Source organism: Schumannella luteola, from assembly GCF_013408685.1.
GTDB classification, from domain to species: domain Bacteria; phylum Actinomycetota; class Actinomycetes; order Actinomycetales; family Microbacteriaceae; genus Schumannella; species Schumannella luteola.
Map to the genome: position 1 here is coordinate 3,130,290 of NZ_JACBZY010000001.1, position 25,353 is coordinate 3,155,642.

Here is a 25,353-nt window from a genome sequence, read left to right on the forward strand (position 1 = left end):
CTCACCTCGAATCGCGGCGGAGCCGTCAGCCCGTCGCGCCGAGGATCTCGCGCAGGGTCGGCAGATCGATCCGCTCCGGCACGCCGTCGGTACGGTCGTGCACCTCGATCGCCAGGCCGTTCCCGACGAGCAGCTCGGCGGTGCCGAGCACGCGCGGCGCGGCGGCGAGATGGTCGGAGCCGAAGAGATTGACGGTCACGACGGGCTCCCCCGCCTCGGCCGCGCGCTGCAGCTCGCCGAGCGAGCGTCCCGTCGTGCGATTGAGGGCCTTCAGCAGCCGTGTCGACGGCGTCATCGGCTCGGCCAGCGTGACGCTGATCTCGACCAGGGGCTGATCCTCGGTTCCGCTCGTGCCGCCGGTGCCGTTCGCGTCGTCGTCGCTCATGCCCCGATCATCGCGGATCCGGCCGGGCGTTCCCCGCCGGACCGGCGCGCTCGACGACGACCGCCGCCTCCGGCTCGGGCAGCGTGGCCGCCTCGGGCGCGCCCCGACGCCGCGTCACCAGGAACGAGCCGACGAGCACCAGCACGAAGCCGACGATCGTCCACACCGTCACCCGCTCGCCGAGCACGAGGGCACCCGCCCCGATCGCGACCGCCGGGTTCACGTAGGTGATCATCGTCATGCGCACCGGCCCGATCTCACGGATGAGCGCGAACATCAGCAGGAAGGCGAGGGCGCTGCAGATCAGGCCGAGGCCGACGACCGATCCGATGACCGGCAGCGAGGGCACCGAGGTCGGGAACGAGCCGGTGAGGGCGGTCACCGGCGCGTAGACGACGGCGGCGAGAGCGAGCGAGACGGCGACGACGCCGAGACCGGGCAGGTCGGACATCCACCGCGCCAGGATCGCCGGTCCGAACGCGTAGCCGACGACGACGATCGCGAGCTCGGCGACGCCGACCAGGTCGGAACCGGAGACATCGAGACCGACGAGCGCGGCCACGCCGAGGGTGCCGAGCACCATGCCGGCGACACCTCCGACGCCGAGCCGCTCGGGGCGGCCCATGAGGATGGCGACGATCACGCCGACGATCGGCACGGCCGCGAGCAGCAGACCGGAGGTCGAGCTCGGCAGCCGCGTCTCGGCGCTCGACAGGAAGAACCACGGCAGCAGGATCTCGACGATCGTGTACGCCACGAGCGGCTTCCAGCGCTTCAGCACGACGAGCACCTGACGCCGGAAGAGGGCGATCGGCAGCAGCACGATCGCGCCGATGGCCGTGCGGCCGAGCACGACGGCGGCCGGCTCGAGCTCGCCGACGGCGACCTTGATCAGCAGATACGGCACACCCCAGGCGAGCCCGAGCGCCGCGAACAGGATCACGCCGCGTCGGGTCATGGCGTCAGGCTAGTGATGGCGGCATCCGCGTCGCCGTCGAGATCCTGCCAAGGTTCGTGGCAGGGATGCACCCTCACGACAGTCAGACCACGCGCCGACCTGCACGCCAGACCGCGTGCGTCAGCGGCATGCCCGGCCGGTAGGCGAGGTGGCTCGCGCTCGGGGCGTCGAGCAGGTGCAGGTCTGCTCGTGCCCCGACCGCGACCACGCCGAGCCGCGGACGTTCAGGTCGATCCCCGACGGCGGGATGCGCGCGGTGACGGTCGAGCGCGATCGCGCCGCCCAGCGTCGCCGCGCGCACCGCCTCGGCCACCGTGAGCCGCATCTGCAGCACCGCTGTCGCGACGCAGAACGCCATCGACGAGGTGTTCGAGGTGCCCGGGTTCGCGTTGCTCGCGATCGCGATCGGCACCCCCGCGTCGAGCAGACGGCGCGCGGGCGCGAGCGGCATCCGCGTCGACAGGTCGCAGGCCGGCAGCACCGTCGCGACCGTTCCCCGCTCCCGCGCGGGGTCGTGCCAGGTGCCGGCCAGCGCATCCACGTCGCCGTCATCGAGGAAGCCGACGTGATCGACGCTGAGCGAGCCGTGCTCGACCGCGAGCCGGACGCCCGGGCCGTAGCCCAGCTGGTTGCCGTGCACGTGGGTCGCCAGCCCGCGCTCAGCGGCGGCGCGCAGCACCCGAGCGCTCTCCTGCTCGCTGAAGGCGCCCTTCTCGCAGAACACGTCGACCGCGCTCACGTGCGGTGCGACGGCGTCGAGCATCGGCCCCGTCACCAGGTCGAGATAGGCGGCGCGCCCCGCGGCGCCCTCGGCCTCGGCCTCCGGCGGAACGACGTGCGCGCCGAGGAACGTCACCTCGTCGGCGTAGCGCGCCGCCAGCCGCGCCGCACGCTCCTCGTCGGCGACCGTGAGCCCGTAGCCCGTCTTCGTCTCGAGCGCGGTCGTGCCCGAGGCCTGCGCCTCGCTCACCCGCTGCACCAGCAGACGCTCGAGCTCGGCCTCGTCGGCGGCGCGGGTTGCCGCGACGGTCACGTTGATGCCGCCCGCGGCATAGGCCTGACCGGCCATCCGCGCCTCGAACTCGGCGGAGCGGTCACCGGCGTAGACGAGGTGGGTATGCGCATCGACCCAGCCGGGCAGCGCGGCGCGGCCACCCGCATCCAGACGCTGATCGACCGACGGGGCCGCCGACGCCTCCCCCACCCAGACGAAGCGGTCGCCCTCGATCACGACAGCCGCATCCGCGATCCGCGCGCCATCGCGATGCTCGTCGTCGTTCGTCGTCAGCTCGCCGATGTTCGTGACGAGCAGCGTGCCCGGGGAGGTCATTCGGCGCCCTCGCCGGCGGGCGCGATGCCGGCGGCGGAGTCGTCGCCATCGCGGATCGTCGCCGCGATCGGCACGCGCACTCCGCGCTCCGCCGCGACCTCGGCGGCTCGGGCGTAGCCCGCATCCACGTGCCGCATGACTCCGAGAGCCGGGTCGTTCGTCAGCAGCCGCTGCAGCTTCTCGGCGGCGAGCGCGGTGCCGTCGGCCACGCCGACCTGGCCGGCGTGGATGCTGCGCCCGATGCCGACGCCGCCGCCGTGATGGATCGACACCCAGGTCGCGCCCGACGACGCGGCCGTGAGCGCGTTGAGCAGCGGCCAGTCGGCGATCGCGTCGGAGCCGTCGATCATCGCCTCGGTCTCGCGGTACGGCGAGGCGACCGAGCCGGAGTCGAGGTGGTCGCGGCCGATCACGATCGGCGCCGAGATCTCGCCCGAGGCGACGAGCTCGTTGAAGCGCACGCCCGCCTTCGCGCGGTCGCCGTAGCCGAGCCAGCAGATGCGGGCCGGCAGCCCCTCGAACTCGACGTGCTCCTGGGCCGCCGTGATCCAGCGGCGCAGGTGCTCGTTCTCGGGGAACAACTCGAGCATCGCGCGGTCGGTGACCTCGATGTCCTTCGGGTCACCGGAGAGCGCGACCCAGCGGAACGGCCCGAGGCCCTCGCAGAACAGCGGGCGGATGTAGGCGGGCACGAAACCGGGGAACGCGAACGCCCGCTCGAAACCGCCCTGGCGCGCCTCGTCGCGGATCGAATTGCCGTAGTCGAAGACCTCGGCGCCGGCGTCCTGGAAGCCGACCATCGCGGCGACGTGCGCCGCCATCGACTCGCGGGCGCGGCGGGTGAACTCCTCGGCGTCGGCCGCCGCGCAGTCGTGCCACTCCTCGACGCCGATGCCGACCGGCAGGTACGAGAGCGGATCGTGCGCCGAGGTCTGGTCGGTCACGATGTCGATCGCGACGCCGCGGCGCAGCAGCTCGGGGAACACCTCGGCCGCGTTGCCGACGACGCCGACGCTGAGTGCGCGGCGCTCCTCCTTCGCGGTGAGCACCGCGGCGAGCGCCGCATCCAGGTCCGTCTCGACCCGATCGAGGTAGCGCTTGCCGGCACGACGACGCAGCCGGGTCTCGTCGACATCCACGATCAGGCAGACGCCGCCGTTGAGCGTGACGGCGAGCGGCTGCGCGCCGCCCATGCCGCCGCAGCCGCCCGTCAGGGTCAGCGTGCCGGCGAGGGTACCGCCGAAGCGCTTCGCGGCGACCGCGGCGAAGGTCTCGAAGGTGCCCTGCAGGATGCCCTGGGTGCCGATGTAGATCCACGAGCCGGCCGTCATCTGGCCGTACATCGTGAGCCCCTCGGCCTCGAGCCGGCGGAACTCGGGCCAGTTCGCCCAGTCGCCGACGAGGTTCGAGTTGGCGAGCAGCACGCGCGGCGCCCACGGATTCGTGCGCAGCACGCCGACCGGCTTGCCCGACTGCACGAGCAGGGTCTCGTCATCGGCGAGGCCGGTGAGCTCGGCGGTGATCGCGTCGAAGGCCTCCCAGCTGCGCGCGGCACGACCGGTGCCGCCGTAGACGACGAGGTCGTCGGGCCGCTCGGCGACCTCGGGATCGAGGTTGTTGTGGAACATGCGCAGGGGCGCCTCGGTCTGCCAGCTGCGCGCGGTCAGCTCGGTGCCGCGGGCGGCGCGCACGGGGCGGGATCCGGGGAGGGCCATGTCGTCACCTTCCTCGCCGCGGGCGACGGTGCGCGCGGCTGTCGAGTCGATCCAAGCTCGCGTCCGCCAGTGCGACAACGAGCTGCGCAGAGCGCCTGTCTGGCGGGCCAGACGACCGACGGGGGCGGCTCCGCTCTCAGGGGCGGGCGGCGAGGCCGGCGGCCGACTCGAGCACGAGCTGCGCGGCGAGCCGGACGGTGCGGCCGTCGGGAGTGTCAGCGGTCGCATCGATCTCGGTCAGATCGAGCGAGGTCACGCGCGCATCGGCGGCGACCGTGCGCACCGCGCGCCGCAGCTCGGCCGCCGACAGGCCGCCGGGCACCGAGGCGGGGCAGCCCGGCGCGACGGAGCGGTCGCACACATCCACATCGACGTCGACGTGGATGCGGGCCGTCGGCCCGGCGCCGCCCGCGATCTCGAGCGCCTCGGCGACCGCGTCGGCGATCGGCCGGTCGAGCAGCTCGTCGCGCGTGATGACCGTGATGCCGAGGTCGCGCGCGCGGCGGGAGTACTCGAGCGAGTTCGCGAAGTCGGCGATGCCGATCTGCACGACCCGCCGGGGGTCGAGCCCGGCCTCGATCAGGCGCCGAACGGGCGAGCCGTTGCTGATGCCCTCGCGCAGGTCGTGGTGCGCATCGAAGGTGATGAGTCCGGCCCCGACGATCCCGTCACCCAACGCCCCGAGCGCGACCGGAACCGTCGCGGCGTTGTCGCCCCCGAGCGCGAGCAGCAGACGCGTGCGCCGCGCGAGGGCCGCCAGCGCGGCGATCGCGCGCTGCTCGCCGTCGACGCCCTCCGCATCCGGATCCACGCCGTGATCGGGAGCGGCGAGATCGCCGGCGTCGGCGAGCTGCAGCTCGTGCTCGAGATCGACCGCTCCGCGACCGGGCACGGTCGCGAACGCCGAGTACCTCCGCAGCGCCGCGCGGATCGCCGCCGGGGTCGTGTCGGCACGGCTCCGCGACAGCGAGGTGCGGTGGGTTCCGACGCCGACGAGCGTGAGGTCGGTGTCGCCCTCGGGCACCGGCCACGAACCGGTGCGCGGCCAGAGCGGGTCGTGCGCGAGCAGTGCGGCACCGCCGGCGACGGCCGCGGCTGTGGCTGTGGCTCCGGCGTCATCCGCGGGTGCGCTGGGGTGATCAGACTCCGACGTCATGGCCGGGATGCTATCCGCGGGCCCCGCGCATCGGCATCGGGCCCGGCCGCGCGGCTGTCTGAAATCACAGACGCGGATGCGACTCAACGGCATCCCAGTCGTCGCGCGACGCAGTCGAATGGGCGCATGACGTCGAGCAGCGCCCCCGCGACCGGTCCGCACTCCGGCACCCCGAACCGCGGCACCACCAGCCCCGGCACCCCGACCGCGGCCCCGACCGCCGTCGAGACGGGCGACGGCGTCGTCATCCGTCTCGGCGGTCGCTCCCTCGCCCCGGCCGACGTCGTCGCCGTCGCCCGGCACGGCGCCCGCGTCGCGCTGAGCGAGCGCGCTCTCGCTGACATGGCCGCGAGTCGCCGGGTGATCGACGAGCTCGCGAGCGACACGCTCCCCCACTACGGCGTCTCGACCGGCTTCGGCGCGCTCGCCTCGCTGTCGATCCCCCGCGAGCAGCGCCGTCAGCTGCAGCGCAGCCTGGTGCGCTCGCACGCCGCCGGCACCGGCGCCGAGGTCGAGCGCGAGGTCGTGCGCGCCCTGCTCCTGTTGCGCGTCGACACCCTCGCCTCGGGCCGCACCGGAGCCCGCCCGGAGGTCGCGCAGGTCTACGTCGACCTGCTCAACGCCGGCATCACGCCGGTCGTGCACGAGTACGGCTCGCTCGGCTGCTCGGGCGACCTCTCGCCGCTCGCCCACTGCGCGCTCGCCGTCATGGGCGAGGGCGAGGTGCGTGATGCCGAGGGCGCGCTGCGTCCCGCCGCCGAGGTGCTCGCTGAGTCCGGCATCACGCCGGTCGTGCTCGAGGAGAAGGAGGGCCTGGCTCTCATCAACGGCACCGACGGCATGCTCGGCATGCTGCTGCTGGCCCTGCACGACCTCGAGCACCTGCTGCGGGTCGCGGATGTCAGCGCGGCCGGCAGCGTCGAAGCCCTGCTCGGCACCGACAGCGTGTTCGCCGACGACCTGCACGCGCTGCGTCCGCATCCCGGCCAGGCCGCCTCGGCCGCGAACATGTCGCGCGTTCTCGCCGACTCCGCGCTCGTCTCGCGCCGCACGGAGGGGCAGTTCACCCGCGTGCAGGATGCGTACTCGTTGCGCTGCGCCCCGCAGGTGCACGGCGCCGCCCGCGACACGATCGCGCACGCCGCCCGGGTCGCCGCGATCGAGCTGACCAGTGCGATCGACAATCCCGTCGTCACGCTCGACGGCCGCGTCGAGTCGAACGGCAACTTCCACGGCGCCCCCGTGGGCTACGTGCTCGACTTCCTCGCGATCGCCGCCGCCGACGTCGCCTCCATGTCGGAGCGCCGCACCGACCGGCTGCTCGACGTCAACCGCAGCCACGGCCTGCCGCCGTTCCTCGCCGGCGACCCCGGCGTCGACTCGGGACTCATGATCGCCCAGTACACCGCCGCCGGCATCGTCAGCGAGCTCAAGCGCCTCGCCGTACCCGCCTCGGTCGACTCGATCCCCTCGTCGGCCATGCAGGAAGACCACGTGTCGATGGGATGGGGTGCCGCCCGCAAACTGCGCCGCAGCGTCGACGGTCTCGGCCGGGTGCTGGCGATCGAGCTGCTGGCAGGCACCCGCGCCCTCGACTTCCGCGCCGGCGCGGTCGCGGGAGCCGCCGGAGCCGTCGATGCGGCACCCGGATCGGCGGGCTCGGCCGTGCATGCGCTGTTCCGCGGCGACATCGCCCCCGCCGGTGACGACGTCGTCACGGCTCCCGACATCGAGCGGGCCGTGCAGCATGTCGTGTCGGGGCGCGTGCTAGAAGTGGTCGAGGGCGCGGTCGGCGCGCTGGCCTGAGCGGGAGAGTCGAGGGGTGCTGGTGACCGAATCCTCCTCGCGGGTGCCCGCACTCGAGAACGGCCTGCGCATCCTCAGCCTGCTCGCCTCGACCGGGCCGCTGCCCGCCGCATCCATCGCGCAGCGCCTCGACCTGCCGCGCTCGAGCGTCTACCACCTGCTCAACGTCGCCGAGCGGGCCGGCTTCGTGCTGCGCCTCGCCGACGAGAACCGCTTCGGCCTGGGCGTCGCGGCGGCCGAGTTCGGCTCCGCCTACGCCCGGCAGGAGCCGCTCGCCCGCATCGCCCGCGTGCAGGTCGCCCGCCTCGTCGACCAGATCGGCGTCAGCGCGCACCTCGTGGTGCTGCACGGCCGCGACGTGCTCTACGTGATCGAGGAGCGCGCGAAGCACGCCCCCTGGCTCGTGACCGACGTGGATGTGCGCCTGCCCGCGAGCCTCACGGCGAGCGGTCGCGCGATCCTCGCCGCGCTGCCGCCCGCTCAGCTGCGCGCGCTGTTCCCGAACGCCGAGGCCTTCGTGCAGCGGCATCCTGACCGCCCCGGCGTCGCCAGCTACGCCGAGCTGCGCCGGGTGCTCGACGAGGTGCGCCGACGCGGATGGGCGGAAGAGCGCGGCGACGTCACGCCCGGCCTGTCGTCGATCGCCGTTCCCGTGCTCGACCACCGGGACTGGCCCGTCGCCGGCATCGCCCTGACGTTCCCCGACGACGCGCCCGTCGCCGCCGACCCCGCGGCGCTCGCGAGCCTCGCCGAACGCCTCGGCGCCGTCTCCGCCGAGATCTCGCGCCGGCTCTACGCCTCGCGCGCCTGACGGCGCCGCGGCGCCCCGCCCCGCCCCGCGCCGCGCCGCGCCGCCCGAGCCTCCACGTCGGTGACGCGGCGCTCACCCGTCCCTCCCGCCCCCATCCCACGCTCCCGTGTCGGCGGCGCCGCCTACGCTCGCGCCCATGACGCCGAAGCGGGATCAGCTGCGCGAGCAGGGTGCGGGCCCGGGATGCTGCGCTCCCGACTGCGGGGACACCGCGGATCCCGACGCGCTCGTCCCGCTCTGCCCGCACCATCTCGCACTCGCGGTCGACGGGGCGACCTCCGGAATCGAGGATGCGCTGCCTGCCCCCTGCGTGGCCTGCGGCTCGCGCCTCGGCGTGCGCTACCCGAGCGGCTGGCTGTGCGCGGTGTGCGAGTGGCGCCACGGCGAGCTCCCCGACGATCTCGGTGAGCGCGGCGGCCGACCCCTGCGCGTCGACGTCGTCTACTACCTGCGCGTCGCCGACCGCGGTCACAGCGGCGACGGCGATCGCTTCAAGATCGGAACCTCGGGCAACCTCGGCCAGCGGATGCAGCAGCTCTGGCACGACGAGCTCGTGGCGATCGAGCGCGGCGACCGCCATCGCGAACGCGCCCGGCACGCGCAGTTCGCCGCCACACGCTACGGCACGACCGAGTGGTTCGCCCGCTCCGACGAGCTGGATGCGCACCTCGCTGCGCTCAGCGCCGGAGTCGACGATCCCTGGCTGCTGCACGCGCGCTGGCGCAGCGAGGCGCTCGCGCTGCGCGGCTGAGGCCGTCCGGGCTGAGGGGCTGATCGTCAGCGCAGGTAGGCGTCGACGAACAGCTCCCCGCGGATCGCCCGCAGCTCATCCAGCAGCCGCGGCCAGAACGCCTTCGTCAGCCCGCTGACGAGCAGATCGTGCGGCCCGAGCGCCGGCAGCTTCCCGGTGCGGATGCGCACCACCTCCCAACCGGCCGCCCGCACGGCGCGGTCCTTGCGCCGGTCGACCGCCTCACGCCGCCCGACGTGCTCGAGCCCGTGCCGGCCGGTGCTGTCGTACTCGATCGCGATGCGCAGCTCGGGCAGCAGCACGTCGGGCCAGGCCTCGACGTGATCGAAGAACGCCCGGCCGAGACGGATGGCGTTCGCGCTCTGGTCGAGGTCGAGCAGCTCGGCGAGGTGCTGGCGCAGCTCGCCCTCGATGACCGAAGCCGGCTTCGGAGCGCACACGCTGACGAACGCCTCGCCCACGGGGAGGTCGGGGGTCTTCGCGCACAGCGGACGGGCCGGCCTCGCCGGCTTGCGCGGTCGGGCTGCGGCTGCTCCGACCGCGGGCCGCACCGGCCCCGCCGCGCCCCGGATGACGAGACCCGACGCGGTGCCGGCGACCGCCGCATCCACCTCGGAGGGCAGCCGCGGGCGCGCCACCGGCCGCTTCAGCGCGAGCTCGCGGCACTCCGGGCACCACGACGATCGGCGACGCTCGCGTCCCGGTCGGTCGCGCTGCTCTCCCGGCGTCGCAGCGAAGCGGTGCCCGGCGTCGCACTCCCAGAGCAGCAGCACCTCGGCCGCGGGCGGGATCTGCGTCAGCGTGAAGCCGTGATTGAGATCCGGGTGGTACTGCCGGATCAGCACCGGATACGACGACCATGCCTCCCGGTAGGTGCCGATCGGGTACGGCACGTCGACGCCGCGCGAGAACTGGCGGCGCTGCCACCACTGCTCGACGGATTCGACCACGCTCGCACGCTAGGCGCGACCGCCGACACGAGGTCAGATGCCGAGGGAGTGGATCACCATCCCGATCGTGTTGTAGGTCACGTGCACCGCCACTCCCGGCCAGATCGACCGGGAGTAACGCAGGAGCAGTCCGTTGCCGAGGCCGATGATGAACGCCATCGGGGTCACATCGTTGACGCCGTGCGCGGCCGCGAAGATCGCGGCGCCCAGGATCACGGCGATCGCGGTGTTCCAGCGCAGCAGGAACCGGGTGATGACCCCGCGGAAGAACAGCTCCTCGCCGAGCGGGGTCAGCATGCCGCCGAGCACGATCGTCGCGATCAGCCCCGCCGGCCCGGCCATCGAGCTGTCGCGATAGCTCTGCTGCACGTCTCCGGCGCCCGGGACGAGAGGATCGATCAGCGCGGCGACCGGCCAGCTGAGCGCGACGTTCGCGATCCCGATGCCGATCGCGGCCAGGATCCACCACGGACGCACCCGACGCAGCCCGAACGGCTGCACTCGGCGGATGCGGATCACGACCGCCGCCCCGAACGCGATCGCCGGCACGGCCGCCGAGATCGCGAAGTTCGCGAGGCCCGGGAGAGATCCGTCGGAGGGGAGCATCAAGGTCAGCAGCGCGGTGCCGAGGTAGAGCGCCACGACGACGGGAACGGCCACGGCGATCTCCGCCCATCCCGGCCGATCCCATCTCGGCCGATCCCGCATCGGCGCTGAAGTCCTGCTGGTGTCGATCGCCATCGTCTCTCCGCCTCGCTCTCCGCCCCGCGCATCCGGCGAGGCCGCGATCGCGAGTCAACGGCGTGCCCCGAGGGCAGGGTCAAGCGGCGGACTGATCGGCCGGGTCAGCACGGGAGGCGCCCGCCGCGGCGTGCTTCCCGAGCGCGGCGTGCTGTAGAGCTGTCGAACCGGTCGAGTTGGTCGAGCTGTCGAGCCGGTCAGCCCGCGGCCGCGACCTCCGCGAGCGGCACGACCCGCGCCCCCGCGTCACGCAGGGCGGCGAGGAACGCCGTGTGCACGGTGCGCCCGTCGACCGCCGTGCCGCCGTACTCGAGATCGGGAGCGGCACAGCCGTCGGCGACCACGGAGACGTCGAAGCCGAGATCGAGCGCGGCACGCGTGGACGCATCCACGCACATGCTCGTCATGAAGCCCGCGATCGTGAGCGGATCGGCGGTCGCCGACCCGAGCTCGGCGGCGAGGGAGGTTCCGGCGAAGGCGTTCGGCAGCGCTTTGGTCACGACGGTCTCGCCCGCGAGCGGGGCGGCGACGGGGTGGATCTCGGCTCCGTCGGTTCCGGCGACCAGGAAGCCCGCCTCGGCATCCTGCTCGAGGTGCTGAACGTGCACGATCCGCTCGCCGCGACGGCGTGCGTCCGCGAGGGCGGCGGCGATGACGTGGCCTGCCGCCTCGACGCCGACGAGCGGGTAGGCGCCGCCGGTGAAGTAGTCGCGCTGAGCATCGATGATCAGGAGGGTCATGCCGCGAACCTAGCCCGCGAGCGTGACGCGGGCGCCAACGCGCGCGGAACGCTCAGCGCGCCAGCAGTCCGTGCCGCTGGAAGGCCTTCCAGACGCCGTCGTCGGCGACCGAGGCGGTCACCTCATCCGCCACCGCCTTGACCGCGCCGTCGGCGTTGCCCATCGCGATGCCCAGACCGGCGATCGCGATCATCTCGATGTCGTTGGCGCTGTCGCCGATCGCGACGACGTCGTCGATCGACTCCCCCAGCCGCTCCAGCACGGCGAGGATCGCGCTGCCCTTGTGAACGCCGACCGGGCTGACCTCGCCGCCCGACTCGCCGAGGAACGGGATCGATCCGGTGATGACGTGGAAGTGCTCGCCGAGCCCGTCGCGCACGGTCGCGAAGGTCGTCGGGTCGTCGCCGAAGAAGGTGATCTTGGCGATGCGGTCGAGCAGCTCGGGGTCGCTCTCCCAGTCGCGCTCGACGAGGTGGATGCTCGCATCCTCGAACTCGGGCGCGCCGGTCCAGGCGCCGTAGCGCTCGAAGAACGGGCGCAGCCGATCGGCGAGTCCGGCGCTCGGGTGCACGGCGTCGAAGCTCTGCAGCAGGAACTCGATGCCCCGCGTCTGCAGGAAGTCGATCGTCTCGACGACCCGCTCGCGCTGCATCGTGCGGGCGGCCACGAGCTCGCCGTCGAGCTCGACGAAGCCGCCGCCCGCGGTCACGTCGCCGTCGAAGCCGATGTCGGTGATGATCGTCGGGATCTCGGCCCGAGCCCGCCCGGTGCACACGAACACCAGGTGCCCGGCCTCGCGCGCCCCGCGCACCGCCGCGACGGCGCCCGGCGAGAGCCGCTCGCCGTGGTCGAGCAGGGTTCCGTCGACGTCGAGGAAGATCAGGCGGCGGCGGGTCGTCATGCCGCAACGCTAACGGGGCCGGTGACGCGCAGGTTGCGCATCGCCCGGCCCCGTCAGAGGTGGGTCTCGTATCAGTCGGTGCCGAGGTCGAACGCGGCGCCGTCGTTGAGCGAGTCGAGGTTCGGGTCCTCCGCGTCGCCGCCGCCGAGGATGGCATCCGATTCGCCGGCCTCGAGCTGGCCGACGAGCTCGCCGGTGGCGCCGCCGATGAGACCGGCCGCGGCGTACTGCTCGAGGCGCGAGCGCGAGTCGGCGATGTCGAGGTTGCGCATCGTGAGCTGGCCGATGCGGTCGTCGGGGCCGAAGGCGGCATCCCCCACGCGCTCCATCGACAGCTTCTCGGGCTGGTAGCTCAGCGCCGGGCCGGTGGTGTCGAGGATCGTGTAGTCGTCGCCGCGACGCAGGCGCAGCGTGACCTCGCCGGTGACGGCCGAGCCGACCCAGCGCTGCAGCGACTCGCGCAGCATGAGCGACTGCGGGTCGAGCCAGCGGCCCTCGTACATGAGGCGGCCGAGACGGCGGCCCTCGGCGTGGTAGTTCGCGACCGTGTCCTCGTTGTGGATCGCGTTGAGCAGGCGCTCGTAGGTCACGTGCAGCAGCGCCATGCCGGGCGCCTCGTAGATGCCGCGCGACTTCGCCTCGATGATGCGGTTCTCGATCTGATCGCTCGCGCCGAGACCGTGGCGCCCGCCGATCGCGTTCGCCTCCAGCACGAGGGCGACGGGGTCGGTGTACTCGACGCCGTTGATCGCGACCGGGCGACCGGCCTCGAAGCGCACCGAGACCTCCTCGGTGGCGATCTCGACATCCTCGCGCCAGGAGGCGACACCCATGATCGGCTCGACGATGTCGAGGCCCGAGCTGAGCTCCTCGAGGTTCTTCGCCTCGTGGGTGGCGCCCCAGATGTTGGCGTCGGTCGAATAGGCCTTCTCGGTGGCGTCGCGGTAGGGGAAGCCGCGGGCGACGAGCCACTCGCTCATCTCCTTGCGTCCGCCGAGCTCGGTCACGAACGCCGCGTCCAGCCAGGGCTTGTAGATGCGCAGGCGCGGGTTGGCCATGAGGCCGTAGCGGTAGAACCGCTCGATGTCGTTGCCCTTGTAGGTGGAGCCGTCGCCCCAGATGTCGACGCCATCCTCCTTCATCGCCCGCACGAGCAGGGTGCCGGTGACGACACGGCCGAGCGGCGTGGTGTTGAAGTAGGTCTTGCCGCCCGAGCGGATGTGGAACGCGCCGCACTGCAGCGCCGCCAGACCCTCCTCGACGAGTGCGGACTTCGCGTCGACGAGGCGGCCCTTCTCGGCGCCGTACTCGGCGGCGCGGCCGGGCACCGCTTCGATATCGGGCTCGTCGTACTGGCCGATGTCGGCGGTGTAGGTGAAGGGGATCGCGCCCTTCTCGCGCATCCAGGCCACCGCACAGGAGGTGTCGAGCCCTCCGGAGAATGCGATGCCGACGCGCTCGCCGACGGGGATGCTGCTCAGAACCTTGGTCACGATTACGAGGGTAGAGCCTGCGCGGGTGCGCGCCGAACGCGGGCCCGCGCCCGGGCGACAACTCGCGCGGGACGCGCTCAGCTCACCGGGCGGCTGAACAGGTTGACGAGGTTGCCGTCCGGGTCGCACAGCAGCGCCGAGCGGTTGCCCCAGGGCATCGTGGTCGGCGCCAGCGCCACCGTCGAGGGATCGGGCGCGATGCGCGCGAACTCGCCGTCGACATCCGCCACCTCGAACTCGACGATCACCGAGCGGTTGGCGGCCGTCGCGACACCGTCGCCGAGCATTGCGACGGTCTGCGGGCTCGCGATCGCGAGGGTGGCGCCGTCGCCCGAGAACTGGGCGAACAGCGGGCTGGGGCGCGCGGCGGTGCTGCGGGTGACGGTCTCGTAGAACGCGGTGAGCGCGTCGACGTCGTCGGTGATGATGCGGATGGAGGCGAAGGACATGGTCTCTCCCGATCGGGTCGGCGAGCCGGGTGCCGCCGTCGGGATCGAGTGTGCGCGCAGGGTGCGACAACGTCCTGTCGGTGTTTCGCGAACTCGTGTGATCGGCCCGCGCGCGGCTCGGATCGCACAGCCCCGATCGCGCGTTCCGGATCGCACGTCCGCAACCGCGCGTCCCCGCGCCCCGTTCAGCCCAGCTCGTCGCCGATCGACCGCAGCGTGCCGAAGGGGATGTCGAGATCCTCGCGGCGCAGGGCCCGGCGCGGCGGCCGTTCGTCCGTGAGCTCGGCCGAGACCATCCGGTCGCCGCGGAACGCCCGAACGCCGTCGCGCAGCCGGCACCAGGCGATCAGGTACCACGCGCCGTCTTTGCCGATCGTGCCGAGCGGCTCGACCTCGCGGCGGGTGACGGCGCCGTTCTTGTCGCGGTACTGCAGCACCATGACGCGGTCGGCGCGCAGCGACTCGGCGAGGGCCGGAGGCACGGGCGCGGCGTCGACCTCGTCGGGTTCGAGCAGGTGGATGCGCGCCGCCAGCGCGGTGGCCCGGCGCGCATCCTCGTCGGGCATGACCGCGAGCACCTTGCGCAGGGCCGTGCCGGCGGCCGCGCCGAAGGGCCCGCGGGTCAGAGACCCCAGGCCGATCATCACCGCGAGCGCCTCGTCGGCGGTGAAGCCCATCGGCCCGAGGGTCGCGGCCGGGTCGATCGTGTACCCGCCGGTGCGCCCAGGCTGGGCCCAGATAGGCAGTCCCGCCTGCTGCAGCGCCGAGAGGTCGCGTTCGACGGTGCGCACCGACACCGCGAAGCGCTCGGCGAGCGAGCGGGCGCTGCGCGAGCGCGGGGCTGCCGCGCGCAGCTCCTCGACGAGGGCGTAGAGGCGGTCGGTGCGGTTCACCTCAGGAGCTCGCGGCGCGCTGATCGATCGTGTCGATCGAGATCTCCTCCGAGTCGAGGGCGGCGCGCATGATCTCGATCGCCTCCGAGGAGTAGGCGCCGCGCTCGTAGGCGTCACGCAGCGCATCCTTCTCGGCGACGAGCTGCACCCGTCGCAGCCGCTGGAACTGCACGACGTGGTTGTCGGGCTGGGTGAGGTCGGTCTCGGCCCAGATCTCGAGGCGGCCGATCCAGGTGTCCGACTGCGCCGCCACCTCGTCGACGACCTCCTTCGGCACCGGCGTCGACTCCGCGGCGGCCCGTGCGACCTCGGCGGCGACCGCGCTGTCGCCGGCGGTCTTCAGGGTGCGCCGCAGCTCGAGCACCTGCGCGCGCTCGCCGAGATCCACATCCCCCGGCAGACGCACGGCGCGCACGACGACCGGCAGCAGCAGGCCCTGCACGACGAGGGTGAGGATGGCGACCGCGAAGGCGACGAGCACGAGCGCCTCGCGCATCGGCTGATCGTCGGGGATCGTCTGCACGGCCGCGACCGTGACGACGCCGCGCATGCCCGACAGGCCGAGGATGATGCCGTCGCGCCAGCTCAGCGCCTGGTCGCGCTCGGCGCTGAGGTCGTTGTTCTGCTGCTCGATGCGGCGCAGCAGGTTCTGGAAGCCCTTCGAGAACCGTGCCCGGCTGCCCTCGTCGAGCTGCGGCGGCTCGGCCGGAGGGTTGCGCTCGAGCTCGTCGAGCTGCGCCATGATGCGGTCGCGCTCGGCCTTATCCTTCTTGGTGACGAGACCGAAGCGGGCGCGCACGCCGCGGGTGAGGCTGCGCCAGGGCGACAGCTTCACGCCCAGTTCGCGCATGCTCGCCGCGCGGCGCTGGAACTCCTCCTCGGTGAGTCCGTCGAATCGCGCATTGCGCCGTTCGGCGTCCGCGGAGCGCTTGCGGTAGCGCCGGCGGATCGTCCAGAGCAGCAGCGGCACGGCCGCGAAGCGCACCCCGACCAGCAGCGCGATCACGAGCCCGGCGACGCCGAGCACGCCCGGCAGATCCCCGTCGCCGGCGACCGCGCCGATCACCGGCCACAGCTGGAACCCCATGAAGAGGAATACGCCGTTCTCGAGCAGCATCGTGACGACGTGCCAGGTGTTCGTCTCGGCCGCGCGGAACGTCGCCGGGATGCGGTACGCGCCCTGGTTGCCGATGATGATGCCCGCCACGACGACCGCGACGACGCCCGAGGAGTGCACGGCCTCACCCGCGAGGTAGGCGACGAAGGGCACGACGAGCGAGACCGCGGTGTCGAGCACGCCGTCGGTGATCCGCTTGCGCAGGAAGAGGGTCAGCGCGGCGAGCAGGATGCCGATCACGAGCGCGCCGACGACCGCCCAGAGGAAGGTGAGCACGACCATCCACCCGCTCGGCGAGGCCGCGTGCACGTCGACGATCGAGAGCATCGTGGCGAGCAGCACCAGCGCGGTCGCGTCGTTGACGAGCCCCTCGCCTTCGAGGATCGTGACGATGCGCGGCGGGAGTCCGAGCCGCTTGCCGAGGCTCGTCGCGGCGACCGCATCGGGCGGCGCGACGACCGCGCCGAGCGCGACGCCGAGCGCGAGCGGCACCGTCACCCAGAGCAGACTCACCGCGACGCCGACGAGCACCGCCGACACCACCACGAGGATCACCGCGAGGAACGCGATCACCCGCAGATTGCGCCGGAAGTCGACGAACGGCACCTGCCGCGCGGCCGCATAGAGCAGCGGCGGCAGGATCACCGTCAGCACCAGGTCGGGCTCGATCTCGAAGTGCGGCAGCGCCGGGATCGCCCCGAGCCCCACGCCCACGACCGTGAGCGCGAGCGGCGCCGCCACCCCGATGCGCCCCGCGAAGAACGACACCACCCCCACGACGAGCACGACGCCGACGACCACCAGGACGATGAGGTGGATGCTCTCCATCACGTCAGGCTATCGAGCGGGTGCGCGGGTCGGCCGTTTCATCCGCCACCGCACCGCTTTGGTATCCCACACATTGCGAAGCTCGGTCTGCCAGCTGATTGGTCACCCGACCGATACGTCTTGGTGGGGTCTTCGGAGTTCGCATGTTTCGTCGTACCCCCGCGAGAGAATCGACGCATGTCAGTAGAACTTTTCGCTGTCACGGCCGTGGTCGACCGCATCGCCGCTTGTCCCCTGCTTGCGCCCGAGATTAAGTCGGGGGACAAAGTCCCGATCACCGACGGCCACATCGACTTCTACAGCTCTGCCAGAAAGAGCAATATGTCACACGTTGGGCGGGTGCCCGTGCAGGTCAAGGGTCGAGCGACAGCGACGAAGGTGAAGGCTTCCCGTGACTCCCAGTCGTTCCCGATCGAGCGCGAGGTGCTCCAGTTCTTTCGAAATCACGGTGGGGGAATCTACTTCTACGTGCCGATGCGCAAGGGCGGGGCCCAACGCGAAGTGTTCTACGTGATACTGCTCCCATTCAAGATCGGGCGACTCGTTGACGGCAAGCCAGACACACAGCGGTCTTTCTCCGTCAAGATGCGGAGGCTTCCGGAGGAAGTCCCGCAGATCGAGGCGATCGTCCGCCTTACTTGGAATGGTCGCGTTCAAACTTCCAACCCGGGCGACAACGACGTCTTGTTAGATCAGGCCGAAAGCCTGACGGTTCACTCGCTGGACGGCTTTGACGAAAATCGCCCTACCCGACTCGCACTCGCCGACACCGACTATGTCGTCGTCGCCCATTTGCCCGGGGGCCTCGAGGTGGCCATGGATATCGATCTTGAGGTCCTCCCGCGCGAGTACTTAGAGCGTGACCTCGCCGTTTCGATCAAGTGCGGCGAGGTCGAGTTCACTAATGCAAGAGGTCGCCGACTCCAGGCGGACACAACCCTGATCCGCCTCTCATCGGGCCTGAAAATCCGTCTCAGAGCCGACGCTGGTGCAATCAGTGCGCACCTCGATCTCACCCGTGAGGGCTCATTCCGAGCGCAGGCGAAGAACTTCGACTTCATGCTCGCCGCTGCGTCCGGCAGCCCACTCCAGATCGGCGACGGGCCCAACGAACCGCAAGCCGGCGATCCGGGCCTGCAAACCGAGCTCCGAAGCATTCGACAGGAAATCTCTTGCTTGACTGATCTCTTCGACGAACTGGGAATCGATGACGGGCTTAGTTCGGAGCTTCAGCTCGACGATGATCTGCGACGGATGCTTCTCGCCATGCACGAAGGACTCGTGCAAGACCAACCAGTGCGGGGAAACTCCGACGGCACCGGACGATACGACTTCTCGGTCGGCGACTACAAAATCATGGCGATTGTCATGCCCGCCGAGGAACCGGGTTTCCGCCGAATCATTGATCCGTTCGACCCCACCAAGCGCGATCGGTTTCAGATCTACCGGATCGACGATGACGGCTCGCCGGAACTGATCGATTGGGCGACCGTCTACGAGTCGGTGACCGCCGAAGAAATGGCGATGATCCTGAACTTGAGACTGAACAACCTGGTCGATTCGTACGCGAACCTCGAAGATCGGCAAGCGGCACTGACCAGGGCGAACTACACGGTGCTTCGGCTTCTGACCGCCGCTGATATTGCGTCTAGTGGGGTCCAGCGCGCCAATCTGCTGAACGGGGCCTTGAGCCTTTGCCAGTGGCTCATGACCGAAGACCCCGACTCGCTGGTTCACCGTGTCAACTCTTGGCAGATCTTGCACCGACGAGGCGAGCTAGGCGACGACGTCAGGCGAGAAATCCGCGCTACTCGGCGTGGCCTGCCCTGCGACGACGCTCAGGCGCGAGAACTGGAAGCGTGCATGCTCATCCTTTTGGGTGATGAGGCGGAGCTCGAGGTTGTCATCGAGGAACTCACCGAAGTCCAAGTGAAGAACCTCCGGAGCTGGCCCGTCTGGGCGCTGAGGAATTCAGAGCCGAAGCCCGTGCTTGCGATCGAGAACTAGCGGGCGCCGGATTCCGGAAGGGATCGAACGCCGAACCCAGGACCAAGGTGTGGCAAAATGTGCGCGCCGAATGGTCCGGCTTCGGGCAGGTTTGCGCAATCGCGGAGAGCAGCCGACCGCTATCTATGGGCGAGGTTGCTCCTCGTTTGTCGCAATGTCCTCGTGCTGAGCAACATTGAGGCCGAAGGCGCCCAGAGAGTTGTGGTTTACAAGTACACGTACGTCCTCGACTAGTTTCAGAACCGGGGGTAGCTCGTCGTAGGTCGCGGCCTGACCGATTCGCGATGTGAGCGCCGAAAGTAGCTCGCGGGCGAGGTCCATCTTTCGAACCGGCCACTGCATTCGCTGATAGACGACCTTTACGTCGAGTTCCCGATTTCTCACGTGTTCAAGGTGTGAGATGAGCAACTCACGAAGGTCCTCTTCTCGCTCGGCGGAGTCCCCATGAGTGAGTCCTACGCGCGCCAGACCAACAGCTAGCTCTTCGTCAGAAAAATTGGCGAGCTCGTACTTCTGCTCGCCCCAGGTCCGAACGTCCACTAGCGAGTCGAGTTCCTCCTCCGACACGGCTGCGCCCTGGCCGGAGACCTGATCCCTGACTTTTTGCCGGAGATTCGACACAGTGCGATCGAACGCACCGTTCGACTCCCGGAACTCGCCCTCGTTGTCCATAGCGACGACAAGCGATGTCGGTGCGCCCTCAATGATCGCGCGCCGGCCGTTCGCCTGCGCAAGTCGCGGAGCAACGAAGGACGCCAGCTCAGTGGGAGAGTCGCTGGACGTTCCCTGGTTCACCAACCGGACGCGATGTCCGAGTTCAATCGCATCAAGAATTGCTCGGACGTGGAACATCTCCACATCGCCTTCGAGAACCAACACGACTCGGGGCTGCGGAGACAGGGCCATCCTGGTCAAGGCGACCGGGAGACCGCTCGGCGAGGTGTGGCCGATGCGATCGGTGAGCGCCTGTCGAAGGCGTGGCCCGTTGGCCGAGGGAATCGGATCGCCGGTTTCGCTAGCAAGTTCCTCCTCAGCCCTGAGCAGGACTTCCGCGGCGATGCGCTGCCAGACGGATTCCAGCGCTCGCCCTCGGAGTTTGAACCATCCCAAATGGTTGGAGTGGCGAATGACATCCCACCATTCGGCGAGCGGGTCGTGGTTTCGAGCCCGATCAAGGAGGAACTCGCCTGCCGGCCGCAACCGGCCAGTCGGCAGCCCCACGACCTCCAGCCGACGCTCTGCGGTTAGGTCGCGGGCGGCTCGTCGAACTGAGTCCTGATCGGCGAAGGACGGGAACGAGACCTGGCCGACGATCTGGGGATAAAAGCGCGATGCGAGGGCAGCGAGCGCAAGGTGCTCTTCTCGCGCTCGGTCGGCAAAGGCTTCATCGCTGCCGGTCGGTGCGTTTGGGCATATACGACGGTTCTCTAGGACGCGAAGAGCGTCTCTGAGCCCGAGCAACTGCCAGCGACTGTAGAAATACTCGGATCCTGCGTCCACTGTCGCGTCATCAGGCGCACGGAGAGTTCCCGCGCGCGCATAGCGGGCTATCCGGTCTTGGTCGGCCTCATCCACGAGGATCGTCTTGCTGGAGTCGGCATCCTCGACAACGGCAAACAACGGGACGAGGAGGCCAGCTCGGCGGACGGAGTGCAACTGCGACGCGCTGACGTTCAGACCCCACTCTCGAGCCGCTCGCCTGAACGCATCTACTCCAAGGACGCCCACCTGTGAGAAGACGAACGGCAAACGAAGGAGTTCAAGTCCAGCCCGAGGCGACTCGGCGCCCTCGGCGGCCTCGAGGTCGAGACTGCTCACTCGGCGAACACTAGCGCGCGCATCGCGTCGCAGCTCGCCGATAGGGCTCGCCACATGACGAGCTGACCAGTCAACGCTCCAGGTAGCCCGGTGGGTCATAACGAACATCGAAGGCTGACTATCCGATAGACGAGCGTTTGACACCTGACCGGCGACCGCGGCGCCCGTGCACCTCTGAAGGATGCGGAAGTCGAGTGCGCGTCGTCGCTCGGGCAGGGGCCGCCGCAGCGAGCATAGATGGAGGAGAAGGACCGAGACGAAAACGTCCCGATGCGTGCACTGCCACGCGAACACGACGAAGCCCCGGCAGATCGTCCGATCCGCCGGGGCTTTTCGGTCGGGCTGACAGGATTTGAACCTGCGACCCCCTGACCCCCAGTCAGGTGCGCTACCAAGCTGCGCCACAGCCCGTGGCTTCGTGTCGGATCACTCCGGCACGATGGACAAGCCTACCGGACGCGGAGGGCGACGGAGTACACCTCCGTGCGCCGGTCGCGGTCGCCTTGCACCTCCGAGTCGCGCGCCCGAATCGCCGGCTCAGTCGAGCTGGTCGCCGTCGACGTAGACCCAGAGGCCGTCGACGCGGGCGAAGCGCGAGCGCTCGTGCATCAGCCCGACACCGTCCGGACCGCGGAGCGAGGCGCGGAACTCCACCTCGCCCTCGACGTCGTCGACGCCCCCGGCCCGCGTGTCGACGATCTGCAGACGCCGCCAGACGATCCCGTCGTCGAGGTCGAGCGACGCCGGACGCGTGTCGGGATGCCAGCTGCGGCGCAGGTAGTAGAGCAGCCCGAGAGCGAAGGCGCTGAAGCGCGATCGCATCAGCCTCTCGGCCGTCGGCGCCGCCACGACGCCGGCGTGGATCGGGCCGCAGCACTCGGCGTAGAGCCCGGCGCCGCACGGGCAGTCGAGCGGACGCCCGTCGACATCCTCGATCGCCGCATCGTCCGCACTCCGGGGCATCCCTGAATTCACCTGCCGATCATCTCCGATCCGTATGCGGTCAATCCGCGCGACATCCGTGATTTTCCGGGCCGATCCCGCTCCTCGCGCCGCGACGACGCTCCCGACGACCCTCCATGTGCAGGAGTCGAGTTCTTCGCAAGTATTGACACGCCCCCCGAGAGAGGGACACTCTACTTACCACCCGCTAACGATCTCCCCCGACATCGTCATGACGGGTTCTGCACCACCCGATCCACCCCGAAGATCCCGCATCGGACGCTCCGCGGTTCTCGCCCAAGAACCCCCCGAACGCGATAGCTCGAACGACCGCGCGATCCGTCGCGCGGCCTGCCCGCCACGACGGCTCGGCAGGGTCGAGAAATCCCGACGGTCTGCACTCCCGAACCCGACGCCTCTCGCATCCGCTGATCCGCCAGCACGACGACACGGCCCGCCCCGACTCGTCTGCTCTGGAAAGTCGCCCCCACCTTTCTGGATCGGATCCCGATGCATCCCCGCCCCCTCGGCGCGCTCGCGCGTCCCGTCGCATCCGCGACACGCTGCGCCGACCGCGCCGCCGCCGCGCACCGCGGCGACCGGGTCGGGCGCACGGCCGGCATCCGCGTGGCGACGCACGGCGATCGACGGACTGGACCCGTCACCGGGGATGTGCGCTCATGACCGCGCACGACCCCACCGCCTCGGGCGTCGGCGTCACCGGCGTCGCTGGCCCCTCCTCATCCCTTCTTTCGAGCGTCGCGTCACGGCTGACGTCGCCGCTCGCGAGCGACCCGGACTGGGTGCGTCGGCTGCGGCGCCGCATCTCGATCACGGACACGCTCATCGTGACCTCGGCGGTGATCACCGGCTCTTGGGCGAGCCGCATCGCTGAGCCGGGCCGGCCGGCAGCGACCCAGTACGTGGAGTGGAGCCTCCTCGTGCTGATCGCCGTCGGCTGGCTCGGATTGCTCTCCCTGGCGCACACCCGCGACAGCCGCACGGTCGGCGTCGGCACCGCCGAGTACCGCCGCGTGGTCACCGCGAGCGTCGGATCGTTCGCCGCCTACGCGACGCTGCTCGCGCTGGTCGACCACGGCGACACCCTCCCGGTCGGCGTCGGCGTCTTCGCCGGCGGCACGACCGCGCTGCTCATCGGACGGTGGGCGTGGCGCACCTGGCTCGGCGGGCAGCGCGCCGCCGGGCGCTACCTCTCGACGGCGATCGTCGTCGGCCCGCGACGCGAGGCCGAGCACGTGATCGCCCAGATCGAGAGCCGCCGCAGTGCGGGCTATCGCGTGATCGGCGCGGCCATCCCCCGGGCCAAGCGCCGACACCTCGAGGTGGCGGGCGAGCGCATCACCCTCGTCGCCGACCTCGAGACGGTAGCCGATGCCGCGGCCCGCCTCGGTGTGGATGCCGTCATCGTCGCCGGCATCCCCACCGGGGATCGGAAGTACATCCGCCAGCTCAGCTGGGACCTCGAAGGCACCGTCACCGAGCTCGTGCTCGCGTCGGCGCTGACCGACGTCGCCGGCCCGCGCATCCACGTCAGCCCGGTCGAGGGACTCCCCCTCATGCACGTCGACCTGCCGCAGTTCCGCGGTGCGCGGCACGTGCTCAAGCGCGCGCTCGACATCGTGCTCGCCGGCGGCGGCGTGATCGCGCTCGCGCCGCTGCTCGGCATCATCGCGCTCGCGGTGCGCCTCGACAGTCCCGGCCCCGTGCTGTTCCGGCAGGAGCGCGTCGGGCTCGGCGGAACCCGCTTCCCGATGCTGAAGTTCCGGTCGATGGTCGTGGATGCCGAGACGCGCCTCGCCGCACTGCAGCAGACCTCCGACGGCAACGGCGTGCTGTTCAAGATGCGCGCCGACCCGCGGGTGACGCGCATCGGCCGCATCCTGCGCCGCTGCTCGCTCGACGAACTGCCGCAGCTGTTCGACATCCTCGCCGGCCACATGAGCCTCGTCGGTCCTCGACCGCCGCTGCCGGCCGAGGTCGAGGGCTACGAGACGCACGTGCAGCGCCGCCTCTTCATCAAGCCGGGACTGACCGGGATGTGGCAGGTCAACGGCCGCTCCGATCTCGACTGGGACGAGAGCGTGCGCCTCGACCTGTACTACGTCGAGAACTGGTCGATCACGGGCGACCTGCTCATCCTCTGGCGCACCGTCAAGGTCGTCGTGCGCGGAACGGGGGCTTACTGATGCGAGTCGGCTACGCAGCCGGGGGCTTCGACCTCTTCCACGTCGGGCACCTCAACATCCTCAAGCACGCCCGCAGCCAGTGCGACCGGCTCATCGCCGGGGTCGTCAGCGACGAGAAGCTTCTGCAGACCAAGGGCATCACCCCGGTCATCCCCCTCGCCGAGCGGCTCGAGATCGTCAGCAGCATGCGCTACGTCGACGAGGCCGTCGTCGAAGACGGCAGCAAGCTCGACATGTGGCACGACCTGCGCTTCGACCTGTTCTTCAAGGGCGACGACTGGCGCGGCACCGAGAAGGGGCGCCAGGTCGAGGCCGAGATGGGCGCCGTCGGCGTCGAGGTCGTCTACTTCCCCTACACGATGTCGACCTCGAGCACCTCGCTGCGGCGGGCGCTCGACGACATCGCCCTCCTCGCCCGCGGTAGCCGACCCCAGGACGCCGGCGATCCGGAGCACCTCACCCCCCAGGGCGCGGTCTCATGAGGTGCCCTGCACAGAACTCCGGACGCACGCCCCACCGCGTCCGCTCCCACGTCGTCGTGGGGGTGTCGGTCCTCGGCGTCGTAGCAGGCGTGAGCGCTCACGTCTCGGGGCAGGCGCCGCCCGGACCCACCCTCACGGCGGCTTCCCGCAATCGGAACCCAGCCGAGCCGGGTCGCACAGCTCTCGTGTGATCCGACAGCGGGAACGGGGTCGCGGCGCCGGGGACAGCGCCGCGACCCCGTACCGAGTGCGCCGAGCGCGCCGGCGTTCAGTCCGGCAGCGATCAGTCCGGCAGCAATCAGTCCGGCGGCGATCAGTCGTGCGCGGCCGCGACCGGCTTCGGGAACGCCTCGCGGAAGCGATCGCTCGTGAGGATGTCGCCCACGCCGATCAGCAGCAGGCTGAACAGGATCTGCTCGAACACCATCCACAGCGGGTAGAGCCCCGGGATCGCTGCGATCACGAGCGTGACGATCGGGAAGACGCGACTGAACAGCCGCAGCCGCGAGTAGGCCCAGTACCAGCCCAGCCACGCGCGCCAGGCGAAGTAGAGCAGCGTCGCCGTGATCGCGAGCACGGCGATCGAGCGGAACCAGACCGCCGGCGGCTCGACGACGCCGTTCCCGGCCAGCGCGATCGCGACGACGAGCGCCGCCGCGCCGATCACGACCTCGCCGGTGAGGATCCAGAAGATCCCCGCGAAGCCGCGACGCAGCCGCGCATCCCCCTCGAAGTCCGGGTGGATGCGCCGGGCCGCCAGCCGTCCGCCGCCGACCCGGTCGAGTCGCCGCCAGACCGGCTCAGCCGGCGCCAGCAGCCGGCTCGCCGCATCCACGAAGCGCAGCATCGCGCGGATCACGCTCAGGACTCCGT

The 25,353-nt window shown here is 70.8% G+C and carries 22 protein-coding genes and 1 tRNA gene; 6 read left to right on the top strand and 17 right to left on the bottom strand.

Annotated features, from left to right (window positions below; translation table 11 throughout):
• Nucleotides 1-25 precede the first annotated feature (25 nt).
• The 5 genes from BJ979_RS14230 to BJ979_RS14250 form a co-directional block, all read right to left on the bottom strand.
• Nucleotides 26-385: a hypothetical protein gene (locus BJ979_RS14230; protein WP_179568865.1), complete on the bottom strand. Its 360-nt coding sequence runs from the start codon at nucleotides 383-385 to the stop codon at nucleotides 26-28.
• A gap of 7 nt (nucleotides 386-392) precedes the next feature.
• Nucleotides 393-1,343 carry a DMT family transporter gene (locus BJ979_RS14235; RefSeq protein WP_179568867.1) on the bottom strand — a complete coding sequence of 317 codons (951 nt, stop codon included), beginning with the start codon at nucleotides 1,341-1,343 and terminating at the stop codon, nucleotides 393-395.
• Nucleotides 1,344-1,425: 82 nt separating this feature from the next.
• On the bottom strand, nucleotides 1,426-2,673 hold the full coding sequence (gene hutI / locus BJ979_RS14240) for an imidazolonepropionase (protein WP_179568869.1): 1,248 nt from the start codon (nucleotides 2,671-2,673) through the stop codon (nucleotides 1,426-1,428).
• A complete protein-coding gene (gene hutU, locus BJ979_RS14245) occupies nucleotides 2,670-4,388 on the bottom strand; it encodes a urocanate hydratase (protein WP_179568871.1) in 1,719 nt (572 codons plus the stop codon). The genes hutI and hutU overlap by 4 nt, the downstream gene beginning before the upstream one ends.
• 136 nt (nucleotides 4,389-4,524) lie before the next feature.
• Entirely contained in the window at nucleotides 4,525-5,544 is a 1,020-nt protein-coding gene (locus BJ979_RS14250; protein WP_179568873.1) for an arginase family protein, read from the bottom strand.
• 126 nt (nucleotides 5,545-5,670) lie between these two features.
• Between BJ979_RS14250 and hutH the strand changes: the two genes are divergently transcribed.
• The 3 genes from hutH (at nucleotide 5,671) to BJ979_RS14265 (ending at nucleotide 8,912) form a co-directional block, all read left to right on the top strand.
• On the top strand, nucleotides 5,671-7,350 hold the full coding sequence (hutH, locus tag BJ979_RS14255) for a histidine ammonia-lyase (protein WP_179568875.1): 1,680 nt from the start codon (nucleotides 5,671-5,673) through the stop codon (nucleotides 7,348-7,350).
• 22 nt (nucleotides 7,351-7,372) lie between these two features.
• Nucleotides 7,373-8,161, top strand: a complete 789-nt coding sequence (locus tag BJ979_RS14260) for an IclR family transcriptional regulator (protein ID WP_343046721.1) — start codon at nucleotides 7,373-7,375, stop codon at nucleotides 8,159-8,161.
• Between the two features lie 136 nt (nucleotides 8,162-8,297).
• A complete protein-coding gene (locus tag BJ979_RS14265; protein WP_246286781.1) occupies nucleotides 8,298-8,912 on the top strand; it encodes a GIY-YIG nuclease family protein in 615 nt (204 codons plus the stop codon).
• A gap of 26 nt (nucleotides 8,913-8,938) precedes the next feature.
• Here the strand turns inward: BJ979_RS14265 and BJ979_RS14270 are convergent, their stop codons facing one another.
• The 8 genes from BJ979_RS14270 to BJ979_RS14305 form a co-directional block, all read right to left on the bottom strand.
• Nucleotides 8,939-9,862: a zinc-ribbon domain-containing protein gene (locus tag BJ979_RS14270; protein ID WP_179568877.1), complete on the bottom strand. Its 924-nt coding sequence runs from the start codon at nucleotides 9,860-9,862 to the stop codon at nucleotides 8,939-8,941.
• A 33-nt stretch (nucleotides 9,863-9,895) separates the two neighbouring features.
• A complete protein-coding gene (locus tag BJ979_RS18195; RefSeq protein ID WP_179568879.1) occupies nucleotides 9,896-10,522 on the bottom strand; it encodes a CPBP family glutamic-type intramembrane protease in 627 nt (208 codons plus the stop codon).
• Between the two features lie 278 nt (nucleotides 10,523-10,800).
• A complete protein-coding gene (locus tag BJ979_RS14280; RefSeq protein ID WP_179568881.1) occupies nucleotides 10,801-11,343 on the bottom strand; it encodes an isochorismatase family protein in 543 nt (180 codons plus the stop codon).
• A gap of 52 nt (nucleotides 11,344-11,395) precedes the next feature.
• Nucleotides 11,396-12,244, bottom strand: coding sequence for an HAD family hydrolase (locus BJ979_RS14285; RefSeq protein ID WP_179568883.1), 849 nt, complete (start codon nucleotides 12,242-12,244; stop codon nucleotides 11,396-11,398).
• Nucleotides 12,245-12,315: 71 nt separating this feature from the next.
• On the bottom strand, nucleotides 12,316-13,737 hold the full coding sequence (argG, locus tag BJ979_RS14290; RefSeq protein WP_179568885.1) for an argininosuccinate synthase: 1,422 nt from the start codon (nucleotides 13,735-13,737) through the stop codon (nucleotides 12,316-12,318).
• Nucleotides 13,738-13,814: 77 nt separating this feature from the next.
• Nucleotides 13,815-14,186 carry a VOC family protein gene (locus BJ979_RS14295; RefSeq protein ID WP_179568887.1) on the bottom strand — a complete coding sequence of 124 codons (372 nt, stop codon included), beginning with the start codon at nucleotides 14,184-14,186 and terminating at the stop codon, nucleotides 13,815-13,817.
• A gap of 185 nt (nucleotides 14,187-14,371) precedes the next feature.
• Nucleotides 14,372-15,079: a helix-turn-helix transcriptional regulator gene (locus tag BJ979_RS14300; RefSeq protein ID WP_179568889.1), complete on the bottom strand. Its 708-nt coding sequence runs from the start codon at nucleotides 15,077-15,079 to the stop codon at nucleotides 14,372-14,374.
• A 1-nt stretch (nucleotide 15,080) separates the two neighbouring features.
• Entirely contained in the window at nucleotides 15,081-17,024 is a 1,944-nt protein-coding gene (locus BJ979_RS14305) for a cation:proton antiporter (RefSeq protein WP_179568891.1), read from the bottom strand.
• 177 nt (nucleotides 17,025-17,201) lie between these two features.
• Here BJ979_RS14305 and BJ979_RS14310 point away from each other — a divergent pair, with 177 nt between their 5' ends.
• Nucleotides 17,202-19,031 carry a hypothetical protein gene (locus BJ979_RS14310; RefSeq protein ID WP_179568893.1) on the top strand — a complete coding sequence of 610 codons (1,830 nt, stop codon included), beginning with the start codon at nucleotides 17,202-17,204 and terminating at the stop codon, nucleotides 19,029-19,031.
• A gap of 123 nt (nucleotides 19,032-19,154) precedes the next feature.
• Here the strand turns inward: BJ979_RS14310 and BJ979_RS14315 are convergent, their stop codons facing one another.
• The 3 genes from BJ979_RS14315 to BJ979_RS14325 form a co-directional block, all read right to left on the bottom strand.
• On the bottom strand, nucleotides 19,155-20,849 hold the full coding sequence (locus tag BJ979_RS14315) for a hypothetical protein (RefSeq protein ID WP_179568895.1): 1,695 nt from the start codon (nucleotides 20,847-20,849) through the stop codon (nucleotides 19,155-19,157).
• A gap of 337 nt (nucleotides 20,850-21,186) precedes the next feature.
• Nucleotides 21,187-21,260 (bottom strand) — tRNA-Pro (locus tag BJ979_RS14320).
• Between the two features lie 126 nt (nucleotides 21,261-21,386).
• Nucleotides 21,387-21,812 carry a YchJ family protein gene (locus BJ979_RS14325; RefSeq protein ID WP_179568897.1) on the bottom strand — a complete coding sequence of 142 codons (426 nt, stop codon included), beginning with the start codon at nucleotides 21,810-21,812 and terminating at the stop codon, nucleotides 21,387-21,389.
• Nucleotides 21,813-22,471: 659 nt separating this feature from the next.
• Between BJ979_RS14325 and BJ979_RS14330 the strand changes: the two genes are divergently transcribed.
• Complete coding sequence (locus BJ979_RS14330) at nucleotides 22,472-23,998, top strand: sugar transferase (RefSeq protein WP_179568899.1); 1,527 nt, start codon at nucleotides 22,472-22,474, stop codon at nucleotides 23,996-23,998.
• Nucleotides 23,998-24,480: an FAD synthase family protein gene (locus tag BJ979_RS14335; protein WP_179568901.1), complete on the top strand. Its 483-nt coding sequence runs from the start codon at nucleotides 23,998-24,000 to the stop codon at nucleotides 24,478-24,480. The genes BJ979_RS14330 and BJ979_RS14335 overlap by 1 nt, the downstream gene beginning before the upstream one ends.
• Nucleotides 24,481-24,793: 313 nt before the next feature.
• Here BJ979_RS14335 and BJ979_RS14340 read toward each other — a convergent pair whose 3' ends face one another.
• Nucleotides 24,794-25,339: a hypothetical protein gene (locus tag BJ979_RS14340; RefSeq protein WP_343046722.1), complete on the bottom strand. Its 546-nt coding sequence runs from the start codon at nucleotides 25,337-25,339 to the stop codon at nucleotides 24,794-24,796.
• Nucleotides 25,340-25,353 lie beyond the last annotated feature (14 nt).

Coding starts and splice junctions, on each gene's coding strand:
- BJ979_RS14230 (WP_179568865.1), bottom strand. CDS start 385: ATGAGCGACGACGACGCGAACGGCACCGGCGGCACGAGCGGAACCGAG.
- BJ979_RS14235 (WP_179568867.1), bottom strand. CDS start 1,343: ATGACCCGACGCGGCGTGATCCTGTTCGCGGCGCTCGGGCTCGCCTGG.
- hutI (WP_179568869.1), bottom strand. CDS start 2,673: ATGACCTCCCCGGGCACGCTGCTCGTCACGAACATCGGCGAGCTGACG.
- hutU (WP_179568871.1), bottom strand. CDS start 4,388: ATGGCCCTCCCCGGATCCCGCCCCGTGCGCGCCGCCCGCGGCACCGAG.
- BJ979_RS14250 (WP_179568873.1), bottom strand. CDS start 5,544: ATGACGTCGGAGTCTGATCACCCCAGCGCACCCGCGGATGACGCCGGA.
- hutH (WP_179568875.1), top strand. CDS start 5,671: ATGACGTCGAGCAGCGCCCCCGCGACCGGTCCGCACTCCGGCACCCCG.
- BJ979_RS14265 (WP_246286781.1), top strand. CDS start 8,298: ATGACGCCGAAGCGGGATCAGCTGCGCGAGCAGGGTGCGGGCCCGGGA.
- BJ979_RS14280 (WP_179568881.1), bottom strand. CDS start 11,343: ATGACCCTCCTGATCATCGATGCTCAGCGCGACTACTTCACCGGCGGC.
- BJ979_RS14285 (WP_179568883.1), bottom strand. CDS start 12,244: ATGACGACCCGCCGCCGCCTGATCTTCCTCGACGTCGACGGAACCCTG.
- BJ979_RS14295 (WP_179568887.1), bottom strand. CDS start 14,186: ATGTCCTTCGCCTCCATCCGCATCATCACCGACGACGTCGACGCGCTC.
- BJ979_RS14305 (WP_179568891.1), bottom strand. CDS start 17,024: ATGGAGAGCATCCACCTCATCGTCCTGGTGGTCGTCGGCGTCGTGCTC.
- BJ979_RS14310 (WP_179568893.1), top strand. CDS start 17,202: ATGTCAGTAGAACTTTTCGCTGTCACGGCCGTGGTCGACCGCATCGCC.
- BJ979_RS14325 (WP_179568897.1), bottom strand. CDS start 21,812: ATGCCCCGGAGTGCGGACGATGCGGCGATCGAGGATGTCGACGGGCGT.
- BJ979_RS14330 (WP_179568899.1), top strand. CDS start 22,472: ATGACCGCGCACGACCCCACCGCCTCGGGCGTCGGCGTCACCGGCGTC.
- BJ979_RS14335 (WP_179568901.1), top strand. CDS start 23,998: ATGCGAGTCGGCTACGCAGCCGGGGGCTTCGACCTCTTCCACGTCGGG.